Annotated in this window: 18 protein-coding genes and 1 tRNA gene; 9 read left to right on the forward strand and 10 right to left on the reverse strand. The window is 63.1% G+C overall.

Annotated elements, in window-relative coordinates:
* Positions 1-48: 48 nt before the first annotated feature.
* From O7A70_RS22585 to O7A70_RS22595, 3 genes are all read right to left on the reverse strand, one after another.
* Entirely contained in the window at positions 49-873 is an 825-nt protein-coding gene (locus O7A70_RS22585; protein WP_337142417.1) for a carbohydrate ABC transporter permease, read from the reverse strand.
* Complete coding sequence (locus tag O7A70_RS22590; RefSeq protein ID WP_140510780.1) at positions 870-1,739, reverse strand: carbohydrate ABC transporter permease; 870 nt, start codon at positions 1,737-1,739, stop codon at positions 870-872. The genes O7A70_RS22585 and O7A70_RS22590 overlap by 4 nt, the downstream gene beginning before the upstream one ends.
* 139 nt (positions 1,740-1,878) lie before the next feature.
* The gene (locus tag O7A70_RS22595; protein WP_337142418.1) at positions 1,879-3,105 is read right to left on the reverse strand and encodes an ABC transporter substrate-binding protein; all 1,227 of its coding nucleotides are present in this window, start codon (positions 3,103-3,105) and stop codon (positions 1,879-1,881) included.
* Positions 3,106-3,286: 181 nt separating this feature from the next.
* On the opposite strand from O7A70_RS22595, the gene O7A70_RS22600 reads away from it, so the two are divergent.
* From O7A70_RS22600 to O7A70_RS22610, 3 genes are read left to right on the forward strand one after another with little or no spacing between them, the layout of a single operon-like run.
* Positions 3,287-4,057, forward strand: coding sequence for an SDR family NAD(P)-dependent oxidoreductase (locus O7A70_RS22600; RefSeq protein ID WP_337105573.1), 771 nt, complete (start codon positions 3,287-3,289; stop codon positions 4,055-4,057).
* Between the two features lie 2 nt (positions 4,058-4,059).
* Entirely contained in the window at positions 4,060-5,130 is a 1,071-nt protein-coding gene (locus O7A70_RS22605) for an ABC transporter ATP-binding protein (RefSeq protein WP_337142419.1), read from the forward strand.
* Positions 5,131-5,146: 16 nt separating this feature from the next.
* Complete coding sequence (locus O7A70_RS22610; protein WP_337142420.1) at positions 5,147-6,028, forward strand: MurR/RpiR family transcriptional regulator; 882 nt, start codon at positions 5,147-5,149, stop codon at positions 6,026-6,028.
* A gap of 7 nt (positions 6,029-6,035) precedes the next feature.
* Here O7A70_RS22610 and O7A70_RS22615 read toward each other — a convergent pair whose 3' ends face one another.
* Complete coding sequence (locus tag O7A70_RS22615) at positions 6,036-6,359, reverse strand: DUF167 family protein (protein WP_337142421.1); 324 nt, start codon at positions 6,357-6,359, stop codon at positions 6,036-6,038.
* A gap of 7 nt (positions 6,360-6,366) precedes the next feature.
* Positions 6,367-6,660, reverse strand: coding sequence for a YggT family protein (locus O7A70_RS22620; RefSeq protein ID WP_015315112.1), 294 nt, complete (start codon positions 6,658-6,660; stop codon positions 6,367-6,369).
* A 147-nt stretch (positions 6,661-6,807) separates the two neighbouring features.
* Between O7A70_RS22620 and O7A70_RS22625 the strand changes: the two genes are divergently transcribed.
* The 5 genes from O7A70_RS22625 to O7A70_RS22645 all read left to right on the forward strand — a co-directional run bounded on the left by O7A70_RS22625 (position 6,808) and on the right by O7A70_RS22645 (position 10,180).
* A tRNA-Ala gene (locus O7A70_RS22625) sits at positions 6,808-6,883 on the forward strand.
* A gap of 319 nt (positions 6,884-7,202) precedes the next feature.
* The gene (locus tag O7A70_RS22630; protein ID WP_337105570.1) at positions 7,203-7,952 is read left to right on the forward strand and encodes a helix-turn-helix transcriptional regulator; all 750 of its coding nucleotides are present in this window, start codon (positions 7,203-7,205) and stop codon (positions 7,950-7,952) included.
* A 410-nt stretch (positions 7,953-8,362) separates the two neighbouring features.
* Positions 8,363-9,421: a SagB/ThcOx family dehydrogenase gene (locus O7A70_RS22635; protein ID WP_337142422.1), complete on the forward strand. Its 1,059-nt coding sequence runs from the start codon at positions 8,363-8,365 to the stop codon at positions 9,419-9,421.
* 67 nt (positions 9,422-9,488) lie between these two features.
* Entirely contained in the window at positions 9,489-9,740 is a 252-nt protein-coding gene (locus O7A70_RS22640) for a hypothetical protein (protein WP_140510785.1), read from the forward strand.
* 116 nt (positions 9,741-9,856) lie between these two features.
* On the forward strand, positions 9,857-10,180 hold the full coding sequence (locus O7A70_RS22645; RefSeq protein WP_337142423.1) for a hypothetical protein: 324 nt from the start codon (positions 9,857-9,859) through the stop codon (positions 10,178-10,180).
* A 25-nt stretch (positions 10,181-10,205) separates the two neighbouring features.
* Here the strand turns inward: O7A70_RS22645 and O7A70_RS22650 are convergent, their stop codons facing one another.
* Genes O7A70_RS22650 through exbB form a run of 3 tightly spaced genes read right to left on the reverse strand, consistent with a single transcriptional unit; the run spans position 10,206 to position 12,562 of the window.
* Entirely contained in the window at positions 10,206-11,144 is a 939-nt protein-coding gene (locus O7A70_RS22650; RefSeq protein ID WP_337142424.1) for an energy transducer TonB family protein, read from the reverse strand.
* Positions 11,141-11,608 carry a TonB system transport protein ExbD gene (exbD, locus tag O7A70_RS22655; RefSeq protein WP_337142425.1) on the reverse strand — a complete coding sequence of 156 codons (468 nt, stop codon included), beginning with the start codon at positions 11,606-11,608 and terminating at the stop codon, positions 11,141-11,143. Before exbD ends, O7A70_RS22650 begins: the two co-directional genes overlap by 4 nt.
* A gap of 12 nt (positions 11,609-11,620) precedes the next feature.
* On the reverse strand, positions 11,621-12,562 hold the full coding sequence (gene exbB / locus O7A70_RS22660) for a tonB-system energizer ExbB (protein ID WP_337142426.1): 942 nt from the start codon (positions 12,560-12,562) through the stop codon (positions 11,621-11,623).
* A 297-nt stretch (positions 12,563-12,859) separates the two neighbouring features.
* On the opposite strand from exbB, the gene O7A70_RS22665 reads away from it, so the two are divergent.
* Complete coding sequence (locus O7A70_RS22665) at positions 12,860-13,546, forward strand: cysteine hydrolase family protein (RefSeq protein ID WP_337142427.1); 687 nt, start codon at positions 12,860-12,862, stop codon at positions 13,544-13,546.
* A gap of 6 nt (positions 13,547-13,552) precedes the next feature.
* Here the strand turns inward: O7A70_RS22665 and O7A70_RS22670 are convergent, their stop codons facing one another.
* Positions 13,553-14,494, reverse strand: a complete 942-nt coding sequence (locus tag O7A70_RS22670) for an LLM class flavin-dependent oxidoreductase (protein ID WP_337142428.1) — start codon at positions 14,492-14,494, stop codon at positions 13,553-13,555.
* A 133-nt stretch (positions 14,495-14,627) separates the two neighbouring features.
* A complete protein-coding gene (locus O7A70_RS22675) occupies positions 14,628-14,783 on the reverse strand; it encodes a hypothetical protein (RefSeq protein WP_140510795.1) in 156 nt (51 codons plus the stop codon).
* Between the last annotated feature and the right edge of the window lie 134 nt (positions 14,784-14,917).

The raw sequence follows: 14,917 nt of genomic DNA on the forward strand, positions 1-14,917 counted from the left end.
TTCCGGACGGAAAACCGCTGTGCACTTTTCCTGGACTTGCTGGGATCGCTACTTGACCGCCCCGAGCGCCAGCCCCCGGACGAGATAACGCTGCAACCAGATGAACAGGATCGCCACCGGCAAAGTTGCCAGCAGCGTCGCGGCCATGACGTGATGCCATTCGATCGTGTAGCGGCCGGCGACCAACGAGAACACCTGGATCGGCAGCGTGTAGCTCTCCTGGCTGCGCAGCATGGTCAGCGCCACGACGAATTCGTTCCAGGCGTTGATGAAGGTGAAGATCGCCGTCACCGCGATCGCCGGCAGGCAGAGCGGCAGAAACACTTTGCGCAGCGTCAGCCAGCGGCCGGCGCCTTCCATCCAGGCCGCCTCCTCGAGGTCACGCGGAATGGTGTCGAAATAGCTCTGCAGCATCCAGACCGTGAAGGCGACGTTGAAGGCCATGTAGATGAAGCCGAGCGCGGTGGTCGATTCGACCAGCCCCCAGGCGGCCATCAACCGGAACAGGCCGAGCACCAGCACGATCGGCGAGATCATCTGCGAGATCAGCAGGAACTGGCGGAAGGCGCCGTAACCGGCAAAGCGAAAGCGCGACATCGCATAAGCCGCCGGCACCGAGATCAAGATCGCGCCGACGGTGGCGATCACCGAGACATAGAGTGAATTGGCCAGCGCCTGGCCGAAGCCGGTCGCCACCCACATGTCGGAAAAATTCGACCAGCGGAACTCGCTCGGCCACCATGTGGGTGTCAGCACCTCGGTCCGTGGCTTGACCGCCGTCAGGAACATCACCGCGAAGGGAAAGATCGTCACCACGATCAAGGGCGCCAGCAACAGCCAGGCGATGATGGTGCGCTTCAGCTTGCCAGTCATGCGCGCTGCTCCCGCATGGCGAGACGCACATAGATCATGGTGAAGATCAGCAATATGGCGAACATCACCAGCGACACCGCCGAAGCCTCGCCGAGTTTGCCGATGCGGAACGCGAGCTTGTAGAGATGGGTGACCAGGATGTCGGTCGAGTTGGCCGGCCCGCCCTGCGTCATCACCCAGATGATCGGGAACGAGTTGAAGACGTAGATGGTGTTGAGCACGATGGCGATGTTGATGAACGGCTTCAGCAGCGGAAAGGTGATCTCGCGGAACTGCTGCAGCGGCGTTGCCCCCTCCAGTGCGGCCGCCTCGTAGAGATCGTCCGGGATCGACGACAGGCCGCCGAGGAAGATCGTGGTGGTGAACGGCACCGTCACCAAGATGCCGATCAGAACCTGCATCGGAAAGGCGGTTCCGGCCTGTGCCAGCCACTGGATGTTGTGGTCGATCAGGCCAAGCCCGATCAGCGCCGAATTCAGCATGCCGCTTTCGCCGCTCAGCGCCCAGCGCCAGACCACCGCCGTCATGGTCAGCGACACCGCCCAGGGCAGCATGATGATGACACGGGCAAGGCCCCGGCCATAGAAATCGGTGTTGAGGATCATCGCCACCGGGATCGAGAGCAGCAGTGCGCCGCCGACCACCAGCACGGTCCACAGCCCGGTGCGCCAGAGCGCGGCGACGAAATCGGGATCGGCCGTCAGCGCGGCGAAATTGGCAAGGCCGCTGAACTCGCGCAACTGACCGAAGCGGTTGACGTCATGCGTCGCAATCTGGATCAGGTCCCAGACCGGCCAGAAGATGACCACCGCCGCCAGGAACAGGCTGGGCAAGGTCAGGAGATAGGGCAGGAAGCGATTTTGCATCGGCTTGGGTTGAGTCCCGGTGCGCTGGATCTGAGTTTCTGCTTATGCGAATTTCGGATCCGCTGCACCCGGCAGGAAATCAAGGCGTGGCGCGCCCCGCCTGAGTCGGGGGCGCGCCACGGGCGCAGGGAGATACGCCCTATTTCTTCAGCACCGCATTGGCCTTGGCCGCGGCGTCCTTCAAGCCTGCCTCGGGATCGCCGCCGAGATAGATCTTCTGCATGGCATCCGAGGTGATCTGGGCAACTTCTTCCCAGCCCGGGATGACCGGCGCGAAACGGGCATCCGGAAGCAGGGCGGTGAAGGCGGCGAGATCGGCGTTGTTGACGTAATAATCCATCTTGGCCTCTTCCTTGTTCACCGGCAGGAAGCCTTCGCCTTGCGTGAACTTGGCGCGCTGCTCCGTGGTGAACAGGAAGTCCATCAGCTTCCAGGCCTCGTCCTTGTTCTTGGAGTTCTTGAACATGATCATGGAGTCGGTGACGCCATAGGTGCCGCGCGCGCCGGTCGGACCGGCCGGAATGGCGGCCACGCCGTATTTGAGGCTCGGCGCCTCCTCCTTGATCTGGTTGGACAGGAAGGGCGCCGTGATCATCATGCCGACCTTGCCCTGCTTGAACAGGTTCTGCACGTCCTCGCGGTTGTTGGAGGTGACGCCGGGCTCGGTCAGCCCCTCGTCGATCATCGACTTGTAGAGCTTGGCGGCTTCGAGCGCGCCCGGCGTGCCGAGGCCCGACGTGCCGTCCTTGTTGAGGATCTCGGTGCCCTGCGACCACATCGCGTAATAGTAATAGACGTCGGTCTCGATCTCCTTGCCCTGCAGGCCGAAACCGAAGGCACCCTGCGCCTTGATCTTGCGCGCATCCTCCTGCAGTTCGGTCCAGCTTGCCGGCGGCTTGGCGATGCCGGCCTTCTCGAACAGCTCCTTGTTGTAATACATGGCGCGCGCCGAAGCGGCGATCGGCAGGCCGTAGGTCTTGCCGCCCATGATCGAGGGCGACAGGAAGGTGTCGATGAAGCGGCCCTTGAATTCGGGCGTGATATAGCTGTCGAGCGGCTCGGCGACATCCTGCTGGACGAAATCGATCAGCCAGCGCGTGCCTATGATGGAGAGATCCGCATTGGTGCCGGCGGTGATGTCGGTGGTCAGCTTCTGCAAGAGCACATCCCACGGCACCACCTCGAACTTGACCGTGATGCCGGGGTTCTTCGCCTCGAACTCCTTCTTGACCTGCTCGAAATAGGGGCCGGTCTTGGCGCTGTACTCAGCGACGGTAACCCGCACTTCGCCGGCCTCTGCCTGCGCCGCGAAGGCCAGCATGCCCATTCCGGCCATCAGGCCGGCAGTCCATTTTGCAAGGTTCATCCGATCTCTCCCATTTGTTCGCGCATTCGCGCTCCTTGTGCCGGTGCTGACACAAGATTTATGTGACTTTCCTACATTATCGATGAATTCGCCGCATGCAAGCGGATTAATATGTTGCTTAATTACATCGTGTTCTTTAGCCTCCCGGCATCTGCCTGACCCTGCGGGAGGAGCAAGCGCCGTGGTTTCGAGAGCCGAATTCGAAGGCAGGACCGTCGTAGTCACCGGCGCCGGTGGCGGCCTTGGCTCGGCGATCGTCGCACTGCTGGCCGACAGGGGCGCGCGGGTGGTCGGCTGCGACCAGTCGCAAGAGGCGCTGGCGAGCCCGCACCTTGCCTCGCGCCATGTCTTCGACCTTCTCGACCGGGCCTCCATCGAAGCCGCGATCGCCGCCGTGCTAGAAAAGGACGGCGTCCCCGACATCCTGATCAACAATGCCGGCTGGACCCGCGCCGAGACGCTTGATGCGCTGACGGCGGACAGGATCGAGCATGAGCTCGACCTCAACCTGACCGGCGTGATGATGTTCGCCGATCCCATTGCCAAGGCGATGGCCGCGCGCGGTTCGGGCAGCGTCGTCTTCATTTCCTCCGTCAACGCCATCGCGCATTTCGGCAACCCCGCCTATGCCGCCGCAAAGGCCGGCATCAACGCCTATGCCAAATCGATCGCCGTCGAGCTCGGCCGCCGCGGCGTGCGCGCCAATGTGGTTTGCCCCGGATCGATCCGCACCGCCGCCTGGGACCATCGCCTTGCCAAGGACCCTGAGATCTTGGGCAAGCTGCAGCGGCTCTATCCGCTCGGCCGCATCGTCAACGCCTCGGAAGTCGCCGAAGCGGTGGCTTTCCTTGCTTCCGACCGGGCCTCGGGCGTAACAGGCGTGGTGATGCCCGTGGATGCGGGATTGACCGCCGGCTGCTTGCCGTTCATCGACGACATATTGGGAGCGTGACCATGACCGACGTCGAGTTTCGCAACCTGTCGAAATCCTTTGGCCAGCACAAGATCCTCGAGGACATCAGCCTCGACATCAAGAGCGGCGAGTTCGTGGTGCTGGTCGGCCCGTCTGGCTGCGGCAAATCGACCTTGCTGCGCATGCTGGCAGGCTTGGAGACCATCAATTCCGGCGATCTCCTGATCGGCGGCACGCGCGCCAACGACCTGCCGCCGCAGCAGCGCAACATCGCCATGGTGTTCCAGTCCTATGCGCTGTTTCCGCACCTGAAGGCCTCGGACAATATCGGCTTCGGCCCGAAAATCCGGGGCGAGAACCGCACCGCCATCGACCAGAAGGTCAAGAAGGCGTCCGGCGTCCTCAACCTGTTCTCCTATCTCGACCGGTACCCCCGCCAGCTCTCAGGCGGCCAACGCCAGCGCGTCGCCATGGGGCGCGCCATCGTGCGCGAACCCTCGGTGTTCCTGTTCGACGAGCCGCTCAGCAATCTCGACGCACAGTTGCGCGTGCAGATGCGCACCGAGATCAAGGCGCTGCACCAACGGCTGAAATCGACCATCGTCTACGTCACCCACGACCAGATCGAGGCCATGACCATGGCCGACCGCATCGTGGTGATGGACCGCGGCAGGATCCAGCAGGTCGGGGCGCCGCTGGAGCTCTATGACCGGCCGGCCAACAAGTTCGTCGCCGGCTTCCTCGGCTCGCCGTCGATGAGTTTTGTGTCCGGGGCTCTCAAGACGACGCCCGAGAAAACCTGGTTCGAGTCGGTCGGCGGCGGGCGGCTTGCGCTCGCCGGCAAGCCGGTGCCGGCAGGCAGTGCGGTGGAGGCGGGCATCCGGCCCGAGCATTTCATCGTCGGTGAAGCCACCGATGCCATGACGCTCAAGGTTGACGTCGTCGAGCCGACTGGTTCCGAAACCCATGTCTACGGTGCCATTGGCACTGATACGGTACGCGCCGTGTTCCGCGACCGGCTGCCGGTCCGGCCAGGCGACCTGCTGCCGGTCTCCGTCGATCCCGGCAACATCCATCTGTTCGACACGGCGACGGGCCTGCCCCTGAGATGACGACGGAAACTCGGATATGAAGACGCCTGCCGACATCATCACCCGGCTGCAGCTTATGTCGCAGGACGGCACCAAGTCGGATCGCCGGCTGGCAAGCCTCGTCCTGTCCGACCTCGACTTCGCCTCGAAGGCCGCGATCTCCGAGATTGCCGCGCGCGTCGGCGTCAGTGAGCCGACGGTGACCCGTTTTTGCCGCAATCTCGGCTGCGAGGGCCTGCGCGACTTCAAGTTCCACCTGGCGCAGGCCATTGCCATCGGCGGCCAGTATCTGTCGCCGGAGCCGCTGAGCCGCGACGCCCGCGAGCAGCGCATTGCGTCGGCCATCACCGAAGCGGCTGTCACAGCCATCCAGCGCGCCAGCGAGAATCTCGACATGACGACGCTGGTCGATGTCGCCGCGCGCCTTGCTGTGTCAGGCAATGTGCTGTGCATCGGTTCGGGTGGCATTTCCTCGATGATGGCGACCGAAATGCAGAACCGGCTGTTCAGGCTCGGCCTGCCGGTTCTGGCGCAGATCGACGGGCAACTGCAGCGCATGTACGCCGCCGTCGCCACGCCGGACACCATCGTGGTCGCCTTCTCGGTCTCCGGCTATGCCCGCTCGGTCATCGAGGCGGTGCAGGTCGCCCAGCAATATGGCGCCGCCACGGTGGCCGTCACCGCGCCCGACTCCGCACTGGCCAAGGCCGCCGACACGGTCATCCACCTGCAGCCGCTCGAGGACGGCAACATCTACAAGCCGACATCGTCGCGCTACGCGCTGCTGGCGATCGTCGACATGATCGTGACATCGGTCGCCGAGACGCGCGGCCCGAAGGTGCTGGAGAACCTGCGCCGCATCAAGCAGAGCGTGAACACGCTGAAGGTCGACGATCCGCGTTTGCCGCTGGGCGATTGATTGAACTTCAGGCAGAGGATTGATCGCAGACCGCTTCGACACGTCTTGCCAGCGCAGCCGGTTCGCCAACAATGCGCAGCGTCTTGAGCCGGGCCGTGCCGCCTGCAATGACCGAAACGGCCGAAGCCGGCACGCCCAGCGCCTTGGCGACCACCTTCTCCAGCGCTTGATTGGCGGCGCCGTTTTCCGGCACGGCGCGGACCCGCGCCTTCACGTGACTTCGTCCGTCCGCCGATATCTCGACACTTTCGAGCCTGTCCACCGAAGACTTTGGCGTCAACCGGACAAACAGCTCGATGCCGTTCTCGCGAATGCGGTACGGCGCGCCCATGCGATCGTCAGGCCAGCAGCAGCGGCGCCACCGTGGTGAGAATGAACTGCCTGAGGAAGAACAGGATCAGCAGCAGGATGATCGGCGAGATGTCGATGCCACCAAGGTCGGGCATGAAGCGCCGGATCGGCCGCAGCGCCGGCTCGGTCAGCCGGTAGAGCATGTTGCCAATGCTGCCGACGAACTGGTTGCGCGAGTTGACGACGTTGAATGCATAGAGCCAGGAAAAGATCGCCGAGGCGATGATGACCCACCAATAGAGATCGAGCGCCATGACGATGGTTTGAATGAGGGCGAGCATGCCGGTCTCCAATTGTTGCCGACATGTAGCCATTACGCGTCAAACCGGCAAGGGCAGGTTCCGCCATGCGACCGGCGGCCGGGTTTTCGATGAAGCGCCGCCTTGACAGGAAACCGCGTCCCCCGATAAATGCGCCATCCGCTGGACGGGGCTGTAGCTCAGCTGGGAGAGCGCGTCGTTCGCAATGACGAGGTCAGGAGTTCGATCCTCCTCAGCTCCACCAGCGGAATAATCGATTGTCCGCCTTTCCCGAGCGGTAACGCCCAAGCATCACACGATACCTGCGATGCGTCACACGGCGTCAATGCCCCCAAAAATGGCCAGATGCGATTTCGCGTTCCCAAGGCGAAATGGTTGTCAATTGGACTTATGGCGATGGCCTCTGTCCGGTAGACGCTATTTTTTTTGGAAGCAGCCCCATTAGACTGGCGTTCTCAAATCAGTTTTTTCTGTGTGTTGTGACAAGGCGTTTCGGCAGGGGCGACCGAAGGCGCTATACGGATTCCGACTCGAAATGAAGAAGCCGCCCGCGGAAGCAAAAAGTGTCCATTCGCGAGAATCTCGCTGCAAATCTCAGGCGGCTCTGCAAGGACCACGCTTCCGTCAGCGCGGTGTGCCGCGAGCTGGGCATCAACCGCACGCAGTTCGAGCGTTACCTGCAGGGGCAGACCGTTCCCAACAAGACCACCGCCAAGCTGATCTGCGACTACTTCCGCGTCGATGAACCCGAACTGTACCGGGACCCCGGCACGCCTGAGCTCTCGGCTCCCGGCCTGCCGCCGATTTCCGAAAGCCTGTTCACCCAGATGATCCGCCCCCCCGCCCCGTCGATCGCGAGCGGCACCTATTTCACTTATTTTTCGATTCCGACCCGCGCCGACCTCCTGATGCGCTCGGTGACCTTCGTGCGTCGCGAGGCCGAATTGGTCACATTCCGCAGGGTTACCGGATGGTCGGAGCGCCGCGGCTCGACATGGGCGCGGGCGCGCGGCAATCACTATGGCGTGGCGATCTCGCGTCTCAACTGGATCTATTTCAGCGGCGTCAACCGCCGCCAGACAGGCGAGCCGTCGCTGATCTCGGTGCAATGGGCGCCTATCTCCGAACCGGTGCTGACAGGCAAGGCCATGCTTCTGACCGAAACCGGACCGGCATTCGTGTCGGTCATCATGCGGCAGGACATGTCCAATATCCCGCCCAGGCGTGCGATCCGCATGGCGCACGTCATCAGGCTCGATGATCCCGGTATCGATCAGCTCGTCGTCAGCCTCGCCCGGGATGGGCTGGGCTAGCCACTTGCTTACGCTAAATAAGAACAAGAATATCCCGAAAAAGCGTATGCTGGCGTTTGCCTACTCCATATCTGAGTAAAATCGATTTTTTAGACTTTGCCGTCAAGAAAGATATTTTAGATCATATTTGATTTACTACAATTTTAACAAAGCATTAACTCCTCGGACCATACCTTTCTTCTCGCGGATCCCTTTTGGGGATCCTTCAACAGATCCCATTGGGGGGTCGGGAAAGGGACGAAAATGGCCAAGAAAGTCAACAATGCCCCGAAGCTGACGGTTGCCGCTGGCACGCAGACCGCCTTCTTCTCGCAGGGCATGCACTACAACAAGCGCTGAAGTCGTTCGGCGCCGACGGGCATTCGCCTGTCGGCGCTCCACATCCACGAACGGCATACAGCATCATGAAAATGCGCTCTTCAAAAACGCTCGTCTTCTACCCTGGGACCAACAAGGTCACGGCCTGCAACTTCCTGACCAGAAGCGTCTTCGAATGCAGCCCCGAAGTGGTCGGCCTCCTCGCTTCCTGGGATGAATGGGCTTCCCCCGCGGAGATCGCGCGCGCCCACGGCTGGTCGAAGGCCGACCTGAATGCCGTCGTCCCGCAACTGCTCGATTTCTCCGCCCTCGTCACCGCCGGCTCGCCGCTGGCCGAACAGGAAACACAATTCTCCGGGCAATGGGGTTGGGGCCTGCCGACCGCGCTGATGCATTTCTGCGTCCAGGACTCAGAGTTCATGACCATCGAACAAGCGGAGGCTCGGCAGATCGAACGCGCCGGCCATGTCGCGCAGCCAGACCTGCTGCTGAGGAATGATCCGGGCGCCATCCGGCTGCCGGACGCGCTGGCAGACAACGACCTTCTGGCCCTGATGGCCCGCCGCCGCACCAACCGCACCGCGGCCGCACCCACCATCACCTCGCGGCAGCTCTCCGATTGCCTGTTCGCGGGCATGGGCATTACCGGCGAGACCGGCAACTGCGTCGGCGCCCTGCCGCTCGGCATGACCCCTTCGGGCGGTGCGCGAAACCCCTACGAGGCCTATGTGGTTGCACTCGGCGTCGAAGGGCTGGAGCCCGGCGTCTATCACTATTCCGCCGCCGATCATGACCTCGGCAGGATCTCGGCCAACCATATGCCGAAGATTTCGGAACTGATCGGCGGACAGGAATGGGCTGACGCCATGCCGTGCCTCATTCTGCTTTGCGCCAGGCTCGACCGCACCATGTGGAAATATGAGGACGCCAACGCCTACCGCGTCGTGCTGATCGAGGCCGGCCATATCGGCCAGAACATGATGCTCGCGGCGACCAGGCATGGCCTGTCGGCCTGCCCGACAGCGGCGCTGAGCCATTCGGCGATCAAGCGCCTTCTGGGCCTCGACCGTCTCACCGACGCGCCCATCTATGCGTTGACCCTCTCAACCCCGGAACTTGATCCGCATTCGGCGGCTTGGTCGATCAATTAGCCGACTTAACATGTCCGATGTAGCCAATACGCCTTCCCAGAGTTCCATCCGATGACAGGAGCAGCACGTGTCAAATCATTCCTTACGTCAGTCAGAGCTCGATAGTCTCCAATATATCGCGACGATGACCAATGAGCTGGTGCAGATGGCCGAAGCAAGCCGTTTTCCCATGATCTCCTATCTGCTCGGCATGGCCTATGCCGAGGCCTTCGATGTCTTGCGCGGTGCACGGCCGGCCAGACATGCGCAGCTCAGCGGCAACCCTATGCACCCCAAGGCACACGCGAAAGGCAACCACGCTCAGCCAAGGACAGCCTAGCGCGGTGCTGCAAGACTTGCTGCCGCTGCTGGAAAAGGTCGCCGCGGACCTCGGCCTGATCGCCGGCAGCCCGCGACACCGACATTCATGCGCACAGATTTGAGGGGAACCAGCAAATGAACATGATCGCGACCATCAGGAGCGCCGACGCCGGCGAAAGCATCTTTGCCCGGCTGAAGGCCCTGATCTCCAGCCGGCCGGCCTCGCCGGATGCTGCCCGCTTCGAGGCCCGGCAGCTGATTTCCATGGCAATGGCCGATACCTGGCAGGCCGACAGCCTCTGGGGTGCGGCGGATGCCTTTCACGTCCATTTCGACTTCATGATGCAGACCATCGACATCAATGGCGCTGGCGATCCCAACCTTAGAATCCTGCGCACCAAATGCCGCTTCTACCTGGAACAGGTCGAGGCGCTCTGCCAGTCGATGAGCCGGCGATAGACACCGTTCAACTCCTGGGCGGCTGCTAGTCCCGCAAACTGAACACAAATGGCGCCGTACGGCTGACGCGCGAGCCTAGTTCCGACGGCGGCGCCGGCACGGTGGCGCCCTGCAGCACCGCGAGCGCGGCACGGTCGAGTTCGGCATCGCCTGACGAACGGACCACGTGCGCCGAGATCACCCGGCCTGAGGCATCCACGGTGAAGGCCACATTGGCATTGCCCTGCGCGCGTCGTGATTTCGCGGCACTCGGGTAGCGCTTGTGGCGGTTGATCCACGCCGTCAGCCGCGATTCCCATTTGGCTGGGCCGACACCCGAAATCCCGGCCGCCGGCGTCGCTGTCTTGGCGGCGGGCTTGATCTCGGCGCTCGCGGCACTTGCCGTCTTCGGCGGTTCCGCCTTTTGCTTCTTCGGCTTTGGCTTGGGCATGTCGACAGGCCTTTTGACCTTGGCTTCGGCCGGTTCCTTTTCCTTGCGCCGCTCCGTCGGCTTTGCCTGCGGCAGCGGAACGACAACCTCCGGCGCGACGGTCTCGACGATATCGGGGACGACCTCGTCCAGCGGCGGCTGGTCGACTGGTTCGACTTTCGTCATCTCCGTTGGCTCGTCCGGCGGCACCGTCTCCGGCTCGGAAGCAGGCTCCGCTTGCTCGATCACCTTGTCGGGTTCGGCTTTGGTGACCTTTTCGGTCTCTTCAACCGGCTCGGTCTGGTGGGGAATGGCCGCACCGAGCATCGCGGCCTGTTCAGGTAACGCCGGCGTCACCATCATCGGCGCCATTTCGATCATCAGGGCTGGCGGCGGTCCGCCATCCGGCAGGTCGGCTGGACTGAAATTCTGCACGGCATAGGCGACCGCGACATGCGCCCCAAGCATCAGCACGGCCGCACATGCCCACAGGCCAAGATCGCACCAGCCGAAGCGCGACAGGACCATCGTGGGCGAGGCGGCGGAGCATGTCATGGGGCAGCCGTCGCGCCAGGCACCGGTGCGGCGGCATCACCGGCGGGAGCGGCCTCCAGGCCGACCAGGGCGACCTTCAGATAGCCGGCTGTACGCAGCAGGTTCATCGCCTCCATCAGGTCGCCATAGGCGACCGCCTTGTCGGCGCGCAGGAAGATGCGCGTCTGCTTGTCGCCCTTGGTGCGGCTGTCGAGTGTGGCGGCAAAAGCCGGGCGCGGCACGGTGTCATTGCCGATCGAGAGAGTGAGATCATCCTTCAATGTCAGGAAAAGCGGGGTCTCCGGCCGCGGCGCCGGTGTCGCGGTCGACCCGGGCAGGTCGACATTGACATCCACCGTCGCCAGCGGCGCCGCGACCATGAAGATGATCAGGAGCACCAGGATGACATCGATGAACGGCGTGACGTTGATCTCGTGGCTCTCCTCGAGGTCGTCATCCACGGTCTGGCGGATCCGGCTGCCCATGGTCTTGCTCCGCTATTCGGCCGCCAGCGCCGTCGCGGATGCGACGGAGCGGAAATCGAGGTCGCGGCTGACTAGCCGTTCGACGCCCGCCGAGGCGTCGGCCAGGATCTGCCGGTAGCCGGCTATGGAGCGGGCGAAGACGTTGTAGATCACCACCGCCGGAATCGCCGCGACCAGACCCATCGCGGTGGCCAGCAGCGCCTCGGCGATGCCTGGCGCGACCACGGCGAGATTGGTGGTCTGCGCCTGCGAAATGCCAATGAAGGCGTTCATGATACCCCAGACGGTGCCGAACAGGCCGACGAAAGGCGCGGTGGAACCGATCGTCGCCAGCAGGCCGGTGCCGCGCGACATCCGCCGCGACGCCGCCGCCTCGATGCGCGACAGGCGCGAATTGACCCGTTCCTTCAGGCCGTCTCCCCCGACATGGTCGAGCGCACCGGCCGAAAGCGCGGTCTCTTCCTCCGCCGCCCGCACCAGGAGCGCGCCGGGGCCGCCACCGCTGTCGAGCGCACGGCTCGCCTGCTTCAGCGTCGCGGCATCGCCGATCGCGCGAACGGCACGACGGATGCGCAGCTTGCCGCCGAAAATCTCCAGCGATTTGGCCAGCCATATCGTCCAGGTGACGAGCGACGCGAAGGCCAATCCGATCATCACCGCCTTCACGATGCTGTCGGCGGCCATGAACATGCCCCATGGCGACAGGTCGTGCGGCAGGTTCAACTCCATCGCCCCCGCAGGTGCCGCCCCCGCCGGCAGCGCGGGCGCAGGCGTCGCCGGTGCGGCCGTCGTGGCGGGTGCCGGTGCGGCTGGAGCAGCTTGTGCCGCTTCGGTCGCCGCGGCTGGTGCCTCGACTGCTGGAGCAGCGCCGGCCGGTTGCTCCTGGGCCATCGCGCCGGTCGCCGCCAGGATCAGCGATGCGACAAATGCCACCAACAAACCATGTCTCGACACGAGCTTCTTCCTTGTCCTCACAGCGGCCCCCGGTCATGGCATTTCTCCAGCGCGGCCGCCGCATTCCAACCCCGGCTGCGCCAGGCAAGCTGCCCGGCTGACTATGAAACATGAACTTATTAGTCAACATTAAAGATGACTGCAATGCTCAACAATTTGGGAATGCGCCGCAAAATCCCTGAAACGCTACGGCGCCGGTGGTCTGCGATATCCGCCCCGGGCTATACGATGACAGGCATCCGGTGTCGCTGTGTCGATGCGGACTCGCTATACTGATCCGGCAGCAAGGAGTTCCGGATGATCAAGGCAATACCTTTCGACTACCCCTATGACGGCAGGCTGGTTGCCGAAAACACTGCGTTGATCGTCATCGACCTGCAACAGGATTTCCTATCGACATCGGGCTATTTCGCCAGGAAAGGGTATGACCCCTCGCCGCTGCGGGCGATCCTGCCGACGGTGAACCGCCTGATCGCGGCCGCACGCGAAGCCGGCGTCACGGTCATCCACACCAGACAGGGCTACCGCGCCGACATGGCCGACATGACGCCCTACGAGAAATGGCGCCGCAAGCGCGCCGGCCTCGACGGCACCGACGTCCTGCTGCGCTCGGGCGCAGGGTTCCAGATCGTTCCGGAGATCGATGTCGTCCCGCGCGACATCATCGTCGACAAAACCTGCAACAGCGCTTTCACCTATACGGATTTCGAGCTTGTGCTGCGCGCGCAAGGCATCACCCATCTGATGTTTTCCGGGTGCACGACGGATGTCTGCGTTCACACCACGTTGCGCGAAGCCTGTGACCGCAATTTCCAGTGCCTGACGATCTCCGACGCCTGCGCCAGCGGCGACAGGCAAGCGCATGAAGCGGCGTTGCACATGGTGACGGTCGAGGACGGCGTCTTCGGCGTGCTGGCCGATTCGGACGCCGTCATAGAAGGGCTGTCGCGGCTTTCCGGCAGACATGAAGCAACAGACGATTGACGGGTCTCAGCCCACTGCCCGCGTCTCCAACCTTGCGCCAGGCGCATAAGCTCCAGGCTGGAATTCGCAGGCCTCCCGGCGCGCCAGGGAGTTGCGCAGCAGCGCCAGTGTTTCCCGGCCAACTGTCGCGATCTCGTGTGGCGTGTCGACGCCGACGACCATGAACTCATCGATGCCGAGAGCCGCATAGGCAAGCAACGACAGCGCGACCTGGGCCGGTGGCCCGGAGAGGTCGACCGCCTTGTGGCCAGCGGCGGAAACACCTTGGTGGATCCTGACCGGAAGCGCGAAGCGCAGTTTGCCGGCACGGCCATATTCGGCTGCGGCGCCACGCGCCCGCTCCATCAATTGCCTGATATCGTCGATCGGGCCGGGCGCCAGCTCGAAGAGATCGGCATGCCGGCCGGCCACCTTCAGCGCCGTTCCGGATTGCCCGCCCATGCGGATCACGAGGTCGGCGCCATGCGGACCCTTGCGCGGCACGTAACCGCCCTTGACGCTGTAGAACGCGCCTTCGTGATCGAAGGGCCGGTCGTTCGACCACAGCCGCTTCAACAGCACCAGATATTCATCGATGCGCTGCCAGACGACGCCATGGCCGACCGGCCGTGTCTCGGCATCGTCATCGTTCAGCGGCTCGCTGATCATCCTGAGCGCCAGCCGTCCGCCGCTCTCCCTGTCGATGGACGCCAGCTGGCGGGCAGCCACCGTCGGGTCGATCACCCCGGCCCAATGAGTGAGCACCACTTCCAGCGAAGCGGTGCGGTTGAGCACCTGGGACGCAAGATCCATGTTGGTCAGCAGCCCGGCCGAATCGTCGACGACGATCTTCTGGAAACCGCTGTCCTCGATCAGCCCGAGTTTCGTCGCGGTCTCGGCGAAGTCATAGAAAAAAGGAACCGCCGCGTCGGCGGTCTTGCCGGGAATATGCGTGAATTCTATCGGCATTGTCATCTCCTCCATCTCTGGAATCACTGATGCTGTGAAATGCGGCCCCTCAGGCGCGCGAAAGCGCTCCGGGATCCGGTTCATTCAACTCCGATTGCCTGAAAGCTGTGGGGCAACAGCCCCTGTCGATCCCTTAGGGAATAAGGCCCAGCACGACTGCCCCGGTGAACACGAACGCGAGGGCAAAGACGAGATAAGCGAAAGCGCCGGCATAGGCCGGGCGAAAGCCCTGGGCATTGGCCAGCTTCTGGCCGTTGCTGTCGGTCTGGGCGTTCTGGATATAGGACATATCGACCTCCGTCTCGCCGGTTAATCTATAAAACTTGTAGACTTTGTCGATTGCTATTTTTGCGCCATGGGCAGAATTATTTTCTGATCGATCGCCGAAAATTGGTACGAAATTGCTGTGGAGGCAAATCCAGG

It is taken from the genome of Mesorhizobium sp. Cs1299R1N1, from assembly GCF_037179655.1.
Lineage (GTDB): Bacteria > Pseudomonadota > Alphaproteobacteria > Rhizobiales > Rhizobiaceae > Mesorhizobium > Mesorhizobium salmacidum.